This is a genomic window from Paraburkholderia nemoris, assembly GCF_905221015.1.
GTDB lineage: Bacteria > Pseudomonadota > Gammaproteobacteria > Burkholderiales > Burkholderiaceae > Paraburkholderia > Paraburkholderia nemoris.
Genome location: NZ_CAJNBO010000002.1, coordinates 472,725 through 482,045 on the forward strand (window position 1 = coordinate 472,725; position 9,321 = coordinate 482,045).

The 9,321-nt window shown below is 62.0% G+C and carries 7 protein-coding genes; 6 read left to right on the forward strand and 1 reads right to left on the reverse strand.

Annotated features, from left to right (window positions below):
• Positions 1 to 26: 26 nt before the first annotated feature.
• The 6 genes from KHO33_RS04695 (at position 27) to KHO33_RS04720 (ending at position 6,499) form a co-directional block, all read left to right on the forward strand.
• Positions 27 to 1,655 carry a DUF2300 domain-containing protein gene (locus KHO33_RS04695; protein WP_200561605.1) on the forward strand — a complete coding sequence of 543 codons (1,629 nt, stop codon included), beginning with the start codon at positions 27 to 29 and terminating at the stop codon, positions 1,653 to 1,655.
• Between the two features lie 203 nt (positions 1,656 to 1,858).
• Positions 1,859 to 2,638 carry a YfaP family protein gene (locus KHO33_RS04700; RefSeq protein ID WP_054040212.1) on the forward strand — a complete coding sequence of 260 codons (780 nt, stop codon included), beginning with the start codon at positions 1,859 to 1,861 and terminating at the stop codon, positions 2,636 to 2,638.
• A 22-nt stretch (positions 2,639 to 2,660) separates the two neighbouring features.
• Positions 2,661 to 3,458, forward strand: a complete 798-nt coding sequence (locus KHO33_RS04705; RefSeq protein WP_200561607.1) for a YfaP family protein — start codon at positions 2,661 to 2,663, stop codon at positions 3,456 to 3,458.
• A 147-nt stretch (positions 3,459 to 3,605) separates the two neighbouring features.
• Positions 3,606 to 4,712, forward strand: a complete 1,107-nt coding sequence (locus tag KHO33_RS04710; protein ID WP_200561609.1) for a YjgN family protein — start codon at positions 3,606 to 3,608, stop codon at positions 4,710 to 4,712.
• Positions 4,696 to 5,754: a M48 family metallopeptidase gene (locus KHO33_RS04715; RefSeq protein WP_211629146.1), complete on the forward strand. Its 1,059-nt coding sequence runs from the start codon at positions 4,696 to 4,698 to the stop codon at positions 5,752 to 5,754. Before KHO33_RS04710 ends, KHO33_RS04715 begins: the two co-directional genes overlap by 17 nt.
• A gap of 355 nt (positions 5,755 to 6,109) precedes the next feature.
• Positions 6,110 to 6,499, forward strand: a complete 390-nt coding sequence (locus KHO33_RS04720; protein ID WP_054040200.1) for a hypothetical protein — start codon at positions 6,110 to 6,112, stop codon at positions 6,497 to 6,499.
• 63 nt (positions 6,500 to 6,562) lie between these two features.
• Here KHO33_RS04720 and rpoD read toward each other — a convergent pair whose 3' ends face one another.
• The gene (rpoD, locus tag KHO33_RS04725; protein WP_200561613.1) at positions 6,563 to 8,563 is read right to left on the reverse strand and encodes an RNA polymerase sigma factor RpoD; all 2,001 of its coding nucleotides are present in this window, start codon (positions 8,561 to 8,563) and stop codon (positions 6,563 to 6,565) included.
• Between the last annotated feature and the right edge of the window lie 758 nt (positions 8,564 to 9,321).

Consider the following 9,321-nt stretch of genomic DNA (forward strand, 5'->3'; position numbering starts at 1 on the left):
CGTCGTCCGTTGCGTCCTCGGCGCAAATGCTCCGCTTCGCCTGGTTGCGCGACGGTCAATCGCAGCTTTGGCAGTTCAATGCCGGCGGCGCTGCAGACGGACTCGCGCCCCAGTCGGCAAGTCCCTTGTCGGCGACGCTGGAAACGCCGCTCGGCAGCGTGTGGAAGCTGTTCGTCTACGGCTATCTGGTCGATCGCAATATCGCCACGCCGGACTACACCTGCAGCGGCGGCGATCCTGAAGAAGTGTATTGCTGCATGACGGGCGGTCACATCGACCGCGAACATGCGCTGGTGCAATCATGCGGACGCTTTTTCGAGCCCGCACGCCTGCAACTCGATCCCGCCGATTGGCGCAAATATTGGACGGCCGCGCATGCACCCGCGTGGTTGCGCGACCTTCACGCGATGACGCCGACGCGCCGCGTGTCCGTGACCGACTTGCTCGCCGCATTGCAGGCGATGCCGGCCAAGCCGCGCGAAGCGGCGGCGAGCACGCTGGTGTCGGTGCTGACCAGCGGACGCGGCGAGGGCACTGTGTCGCTATACGGCAGCCTGCTGCGCGCCAAAACATGGACGATGCCGGATCCCGCGCGGCCCGGCGCCTCGATTGGCGGCGCGGCAGGCTGGCTCGCCGATGGCACGCCGGTATGGCTCGGTGGCGCCGGCGGCAGCGCGCGCGTGCTGGCGGCCGTTGCGCCGCGCATCGCGCCGTTGCTCACACAAGTCACCGTACCGGACGACAACGCGTGCGTACTGGTCGACTTCTTCAGCCGCTATCCGATTCGCCAGGTGCTCGGCGACAAAGGTTCGGCCGCGGTGCCGGACGGTCCGCTGCGTGGCGATTTCCGGATCGGTTTCGTCAATGGCAACTGGGCGCGTGTGGAAAGCCGCGGCGAACTGCGCCTCGATCGCGACGCTGCAGGCGCACCGCAAGTGGTCGGCCGCTTCGGCATGAACGACTACGTCGCGCGAGTGGTCGAGCGGGAGGGCGACACGAGCCAACCGGAAGCAGCCAAGGCGTTGGCGGTAGCGGCGCGGTCCTACGTCGTGCAGCACGGTAATCACGATCACGGCTGTTTCCGTATCGACGACAGCAGCAGCACGCAGCGCGTCCTGCCGCGCGTGCCGACCGCTGCCGCGCGTCGTGCCGCGGATCTGACCGACGCGCTGGTGCTCACCGGCGTGCCGGTTCAGTATCACCACGACAAGGCCGCGCCCGGTCAGATGAGCTGGCTCGCCGCGAAGGCGTCCGCGCAAACCGGCCTCACGTTCGACACCATTCTCTCGCGCACCTGGCCGCAAGCGACCTTGACGTCGTTCGAGAGCCCGCTGTCCGGCGATTGCATCCAGGTGGCCGGCGCGCAGCAATGGCTGCAACGTAACGCGCCGTTGTGGGCGCGGCGCATGGACGGCGCGGCCGGCTACGAGACGCCCGATCTGCCCGCCGTGTGCGCGGTGCGCGAAGGTCGGCCGTATGCCGATGCGCAGCGCAATCGCGTGTACGTATATCGCCTGCAAAGCGAAGAAGATCGTATCGCTCTGGCGCATGAATATATCCACCTCGCGTTCCAGCATCATCCGCGTGGCCTCGATGAAGACTTCGTCGAACGTACCGCGCGCACGCTGATTCGTACCGACAATCCGATCCAATGAACTCCGTCTCGCGCTCGCTTTACTCGGTGGTCCGTGCGCTTCCTGTGATGCGGCGCGTTCGAATTCCTGCGGCCGTTGCCTTGGCACCTCTTATGCAAGGAGTTCGAGTTTGCGTTCGCGTGGCAGTTACCTCGGCGCCTCGTGCGCGCGGTGTTCGCGTTCACATGGCAATTGCTGTGGCCTCGGCTGTGCTGGCCGCGAGTATGGCGACGAATGTGCAAGCCGCCGGCGCGGACGGCAATGGCGGCGCGCTCGCCGACCTCACCGGTGCATTCGGCGGCTGGCGTCACAGCGGGCTGACGAACGAAGGCGAGCACTTCGTCGCGGCGTATCCCCGGCCGCCGGTCGACCGCGGCGCGCAACGCTATCGCACGCTGATCGAAGGGCGCCTGAAACACATCGACAAACACGCGCGCAAGCCGCCCACGCTGGTCGTCAACGGCAATCCAACGCCGCTCTATACCGACGACGAAGGCGCATTCGCGCGCCCGTGGGCATTCGGCGCGGGCTCGAACAGCATCGAGTTGATTTCCGCCGACGGCAAGCAGCGCCAGCGCATGCAGTTCTACGAAGCCGACCGCAGCAAGCCGCAGGCGAAGCTGCGCGCGATCGTCACGTGGGACGATCCGAAAGCGCAGGTGGATCTGCACGTGATCACGCCGGACGGTCTGCACGCGTTCTTTGCCAATCCCACGCTCGAAGACGGCAGCGGATTCGATGTCGATTCGGTGGACGGCGCGGGGCCGGGGATATTTTCGTCGGCGGCGCCCGAGCACGGGACGTGGCTGTTCTTTCTGAACTACTGGGGCAACTTCGATTCGACAGGCTACAACTTCGACGCCGCCGCGCACGAGCGCGACGTGATTACCGCGACGTTGACGCTGGTGTTCAATGAAAACACGCCGAACGAGCGGCGTGAAACGATGGTCGTGCCGCTGCGTAAGATCGGCGACCTGCAGCTCGTGAAAAGCGAGCGACTCTGACAGCGGGATGGGAGCAGTGACGATGAAGGTCAAGACGACGGGGTGGGTGAAGGCTGGCTGGATGGTGCTCGTCGTCGCCTGTTTGCAGGCTGCGACAGTGGCGCACGCGAGCGATATCGACTTCGGCGCGCCGTTGAACGGCTGGCGCAACACCAGCGGCGACAGCGAGCGCTATACGCAGGACGTGCACTACCCGGCGGTGTCGGTATCGACGCCGGAAGGGCAGTCGAAATTTGCGCTGATCGAAGGGCAGATCCGTAACACGCCGAAGAAGAAGGGCACCACGGTAGGCACGCTGGTGGTCGACGGCACGCCGTTGCCGCAGCGCGTTGAGGAAGACGGCAAGTTTTCGCGGCCTTACGCGTTTCCGTCCGGCAGCAACAGCGTGGAACTGCGGGCGCCGGATGGCTCGCGCAAACGCGTGCAGTTTTACGACGCCTACAGCGGCAAGACACAGCCCAAGTTACGCGTAGTGCTTGCATGGGACACCGACGGCACCGATCTGGACTTGCACGTGGTGTCGCCGGACGGCGTGCACACCTGGTATGGCGATCGCGTTGCGCCGAACGGCGGCGCGCTAGACGTGGATGTGACGACCGGCTACGGGCCGGAGATTTACTCGTCGGCGGCGCCGTTGAAGGGCACGTATCTGGTCTACGTGAATTACTACGGCAGCGGGAACAGCGGCAGCGATATGACCGTCGCGCAGGTGACGATCATCACGAACGAGAACACGCCGAACGAAAAGAGCGAAACCATTCGGGTGCCGATGCGTAAGCCGGGCGAGCTGACGCTCGTGAAAACATTCGTGATGCCGTAAAACAGTTGCTCTCTTGCAGGCCGGATTTCAAATTTTCACGCTGTCGTAGTCAGTTTTGCAAAGGAAAGACCACTCGCCCGCCATGCATATGCGCTTATGCGCATGCGGGCCTCAAAAACGTATATTTGCCAGCCGGGGGAAGAAAAAATGAACTCACTCGACCAGAAGCAGCCGCTGTTGACCTATGACGGCAAGCTTGGAGAGTTGTACGGGATATTCATCAAAAATCTGTTGCTGCAGATCATCACGCTTGGCATTTATCGTTTTTGGGCGACTACGAATAATCGCCGATATATCTGGTCGCGCATGCGTTTTCAAGGTGAGCGATTCGAGTACACCGGAACGGGCGGCGAACTGTTCAAAGGTTTTCTACTGGCGATTGCGATTATCTTTGGCGCGATTGTCGGTGCAGGCATTCTTAGCGCGATTCTGCGCGCCGTCACAGGGAGCGCGGCACTGGCTCTCGTGCCGATCATTGTCCTCTACGTCGTGATCGCGGTGATCGCAGCAGGGGCGTATTTCAGCGCGCAGCGTTACCGCCTGAGCCGCACCCAATGGTGTGGGATTCGCGGCGGCATGACCGGCTCGTCGTGGGTCTACGGCGCGTACGCATTGCTGTATGGCCTCCTGTGCATCGTCACGCTTGGACAGATGGTGCCGTGGGTGTCCATGCGCCTTGCGGAGCGACGCATCAACGCGAGCAGTTTCGGCAGCCTGCCGTTTCATTTTGAAGGCCGCGCACGTGCGTTGTATGGCGCATTCGTCGGCACGTTTTTGGGCATCGTCGCGCTGTTCGTCGTGCTCGGGGCAGTTTTCCTCAAGAGCATCACGGCGTTCCTGCCCATCGGGCATGCACCGCTGAAGGCCCATGATCCCGCCGCGTTCGCCGCATTCGGCTCGATATTCCTGTTCTACGTGCTGTTTATCGTCGGCGCGTTGCTGATCCAGTGCTTCTATCTGGCGCTGGTGACGCGCCATGTCATGGGCAATACGACGCTTGGCACGCAACTGCGCTTCGGCAGCAGCATTACCGCCGGGCGTCTGCTCGGAATGATGCTGGGCAATCTGGCGATCATCGTCTTTACGCTGGGTCTGGGTTTCCCGATCGTGCTGCATCGTGTGATGCGCTTCGCAGCCGATACGCTGCAGGTGTCCGGTCAACTCGACCCGCAGACGCTCGGTCAAAGCGATCAGCCGCTGCCGCGCACGGGCGAAGGCATGTTGAACCTGCTCGACCATGGCGGCGCGTTCTGACGCGGTTGTGGAGCCTTCAGTGCCGACCGGCACGCGCTATTACGACGGCCATACCGCCGCGCCTCACGTAGCAACGCTGCGCTGGAGCGAGGCGTTTCTGTCGATTGACGGTGTTGAGGGTGAACTGGCGGTTTGGCCGCGGGCGCGGCTGATCGTCGGCGAGCCCGACCCGGAAGGCAGAGTCGTTTTGTCGTGCAAAGGCGAACCGGGCCGCGTGTTGGCCGATGCCGTTGCACTACCTGTGCAGATGACGGCGCCGCGCAGGCAGCGTTGGCATTATCTGGGCTGGATCACGATCGGCGCAGTGGCGCTGGCGCTTGCGTTCGTACTCGTCGTGCGACTCCCCGCGGCTGGCGCGGCGCTTGTGCCGCGCAGCGTGGAAAACCGGCTTGGCGAGATGGTGGAGTCGGTCGTGGTTGGCAAACATCAGGTGTGCCACGGCGACGACGGACAACGCGCGCTCGAACAACTCGAAGCGCGCCTCGCTCACGCGGCGGGGATCGCGCAGCCGGTACGCGTGGTGGTCATCGACAGCAAGACGGTCAATGCGCTCACGTTACCTGGTGCACGCATGATCATCATGCGCGGCCTGTTCCAGCGCGTCGACAATCCCGATCAGCTGGCCGGTGTGATGGCGCATGAGACGGGACATATCGCGCGGCGCGATCCGTTGACCGCTTTGTTTCGCAGCGCCGGTATCACGCTGATCAGCACAACCCTGGGCATCCATCTTGGTTTCGCAGACGTCTCTTCGCTGGCGGGTCGATTAGTGGGTTTGTCGTATAGCCGTGACATGGAACGTCTCGCCGATGCGAACGGCGTTGCCTATCTGCAAGCGAGCGGATTGCGCAGCGATGGGCTCGCGGGATTTTTTGCGTTGACTGAGAAGCGTAATGGCAGCGCCAGCGGTGCGATTGAATTTCTGTCGGATCATCCGCGCACGCTCGACCGGGAAACGCTGAATCAGGGATCGCCGGCCGGCGAAAGTGCATTGACGGCGCAGCAATGGGCGGCGGTTCGGGCAATGTGCGGGAAGCCGTGAGCCGTGCGACCTGTCGGAAGCGTAGATGTGAAAATCAATGCGCTCAACGAGTTGGGTGACTCTTGCTCAGGATATCCACAGGCTTCTGAACAGTTTCTGTGGACAACAAATCGACCTATGGAATTCGTTCTGTAGAACCGCGTGTTGCGCACGCAGCCGTCGTATACGTTTCGGGCAGGCGCAATGCATCCGATGGAGCTTACCGTTTCTTTCCGGCGCTCAAGTTTTTGCTTACTGCCGTCGATAGGTCTTGTAAGCGGTCGTGCGTCGAACCGCCGTGTGCAAGCATTGTGTTCTCATTGCCACGGCGAACTGGGGGCGGCGCATGCGGTGAGCGAAATAAACGGAGGTTGCCATGCAAATCGACAGTGCGCTGTCGTCGACACTGCCGGAATCGGATCGCGCGATGATGAAGAGCCGGTCCGTAACGGACAACGCGGACGACACGGCCACGCAGACTGTTGCGTCGAATACATCCGAACAGGACGACGCCGTTCACATCTCCGCCGAAGGCGCAGCGACGGCGGCGCAAGAGGGCAATGCGATTCAGGACGGTGAAGTAAGCGATTCAGCGGGGGAGAGCGCATCAACGACCGACACCTCGGCGGTCAAGGCGTTTGCATACGGTACGCTGGGTCTCGAACGCCCGGATCAGCCTCATGAAGAGCGTAATGCGTTCTACACGGCTGGGCGTTGGCTGGCAGCGGGAATCACCATTGGCGGGATCATCTCGTTGCTTGTTTGAAATGGGGAGAGGGAGATGCGCTTGCCGTGCATGACGCACGACAAGCGCAACGACCGGCTTGGTTTAGCGGTCGAGGAACGACTTCAGGCGATCTGCGCGGCTCGGATGCATCAGCTTGCGCATGGCCTTGCTTTCGATCTGACGAATCCGCTCGCGCGTGACGTCGAACTGCTTGCCGACTTCTTCGAGCGTGTGGTCCGACTTCGTGTTGATGCCGTAACGCATACGCAGCACCTTCGCTTCACGCGGCGACAGTGAGTCGAGCGCGTCGTCGATAGCGGCGCGCAAGTCGGCCTGCATCGCTGCGTCGGCCGGCGAGGAAGCTGCCGAATCTTCGATCATGTCGCCGAGCGTGGCGTCGCCGTCGTCGCCGACCGGCGTTTCCATCGACACCGGCTGCTTGGCGATCTTCAGAATGCCGCGCACCTTCTCTTCCGACAGTTCCATGCGTTCTGCCAGCACCGACGGATGAGCTTCCTGACCGGTCTGCTGCAGGATCTCGCGCGAAATGCGGTTGAGCTTGTTGATCGTTTCGATCATGTGCACCGGCACGCGAATCGTGCGCGCCTGGTCGGCGAGCGAGCGCGTCACAGCCTGACGAACCCACCACGTTGCATACGTCGAAAACTTCCAGCCGCGGCGGTATTCGAACTTGTCCACCGCCTTCATCAGACCGATGTTGCCTTCCTGGATCAGGTCGAGGAATAGCATGCCGCGGTTGACGTACTTCTTCGCGATCGAGATCACGAGACGCAGATTCGCCTCGATCATCTCGCTCTTGGCCTTGCGCATCTTCGACTCGGCCGCGACCATCTGACGATTGATCTCTTTCAGATGCTTGAGCGGCAGCGAAACGGTTGCTTCGATGTCGATCAGCTTCTGCTGTTCCGACTGGATTGCCGGCAGGTGACGCTCCAGCGCCGCGCCGTACGTCGACGTGCCGCGCGCGGCACGCTCGGTCCAACCCAGGTCGGCTTCATGACCCGAGAACGATTCGATGAACTGCTCGCGCGGCATGCCGCTCTTCGTCACGACGATTTGCAGAATGCGGCGTTCGATCGCACGAACTTGCGCGACCTGGTGTTGCACGTCGCCGCACAAGCGGTCGATGGTGCGTGCCGTGAAGCGGATCTTGGCGAGGTGCTGCTGGATCTCTTCGCGGGCGCGCAGGTAAGCCTTCGAGCTGACGTCGCCGCGCGTGTGCGAGGCGTTCTGCTGGTCGGACAGAATGCCGACTTGCGCGAAGATTTCCAGGCAATCGCTGGTGAGTTGCTTCAGGCGTGCTTCGTCTGCTGCCGAGGAGTCGGCCGGGCCGGCATCGTCGTCGTCTTCGCTATCGTTGTCGTCATCGGTGGCGTCTGCGTCGACGTCGGCAGCTGCGTCCGCGCTCGCGCTTTCTTCTTCCGCCGCAACCGTGTCTTCATTCAGACCGTCGACCAGTTCGTCGATACGCAGTTCGCCGTCCGCGACCTGTTGGGCGCTCGCCAGAATGGCGGAGATCGCGAGCGGGCAAGCGGCAATCGCCTGCACCATTTCGTGAAGACCGTCTTCGATGCGCTTCGCAATCGCGATTTCGCCCGCGCGGGTCAGCAGCTCGGTTGCGCCCATTTCGCGCATGTACATGCGCACGGGGTCGGTCGTACGGCCGAACTCGGAATCGACGGTCGACAACGCGACTTCGGTTTCCTCGTCTGCCTGATCGTCCGACACCACGGCGGGGGCGTTCGAGTTGAGCAGCAGCGTTTCCGCATCCGGAGCCTGCTCGTAGACCTGCACGCCCATGTCGTTGAAGGCGCTGACGATGCTGTCGATCGCCGCCGTCTGCGCGAAGTTGTCGGGCAGGTGGTCGTTGATCTGCGCGTGGGTCAGGTAGCCTTGCTCCTTGCCCAACTGGATCAGCGCGCGCATCTGGCGCTGGCGTTCTTCAGCTTGTTGCGGCGGCAGTTCAGCCGCTACGGGGATCGCTTTGCCTGCGCCTTTGCCCTTGGCTGTACGGCCAGCGGGCGCCTTGGCGGTGTATCCGGCAGTTTCGTGTTGCGAATCTTCGCGATCAAAAGGGTTCACGTATTCTCCTCTAGAGGCTTCGCTATGAGACGCAAGACGCTACCGTCAGGCGTTTCGAGCATGGCTCAACATCACCTGAGTGACTCAACGCGGTTGTTTGGCTGTGCTCTGGGGAGCAAAAAAGATGAGCCCGCGCGAAGCGGGCCGATAGAAATGTGCGAAATTCGCGCGGCTCGCATTATATACGAGCTTGCGCCTTCGCGCGCATTATGAGCGCACCAATTTGTCATGCGCTCTTGTCGCAGGGTCCCTTCATCGCCTGTCATCCGTAAGTTCAGGTGGGGGCAGAAGGCAGCACTTCAACTGCTCGTCGTGCGCGTATGCAGGCTCTTCACTATAGGCTATGTCGGCCACTCCCGCACGACCGGATGACTTTCCGTCGATCTTGCTACATATGGTGGGGCGCATGTTTCGGCGTCAAAAGCCACTTGGTCAAAAGAAAATTCACAAAAGGGGGTTGACGACCTGTCGGTCGTTCTCCATAATCTCGTTTCTCTGCTGCTGATGCAGCGACGCAGAACGAAGCGGTGCCGGGTAGTTGAAGTGGGCGGCGGTTCGGTGGTGAATGCGGACTCGATCTTTAAAAATTAACAGCCGATAAGTGTGGGCGCTTGATGCGCGACGCGCCGGTGGACTCTTCGGGGTCTGCCGGAAGCGAAAGTATCAAGTCTCACACTAGTATTAAAGGAAGGTTTTCCTGCTGAAAAGCAGGATGATCATTCGTCAGTACGTTGAGTGAGCGACCGGGTTCGAAAGAG

Coding starts and splice junctions, on each gene's coding strand:
- KHO33_RS04695 (WP_200561605.1), top strand. CDS start 27: ATGCTCCGCTTCGCCTGGTTGCGCGACGGTCAATCGCAGCTTTGGCAG.
- KHO33_RS04700 (WP_054040212.1), top strand. CDS start 1,859: ATGGCGACGAATGTGCAAGCCGCCGGCGCGGACGGCAATGGCGGCGCG.
- KHO33_RS04720 (WP_054040200.1), top strand. CDS start 6,110: ATGCAAATCGACAGTGCGCTGTCGTCGACACTGCCGGAATCGGATCGC.
- KHO33_RS04710 (WP_200561609.1), top strand. CDS start 3,606: ATGAACTCACTCGACCAGAAGCAGCCGCTGTTGACCTATGACGGCAAG.
- KHO33_RS04715 (WP_211629146.1), top strand. CDS start 4,696: ATGGCGGCGCGTTCTGACGCGGTTGTGGAGCCTTCAGTGCCGACCGGC.
- KHO33_RS04705 (WP_200561607.1), top strand. CDS start 2,661: ATGAAGGTCAAGACGACGGGGTGGGTGAAGGCTGGCTGGATGGTGCTC.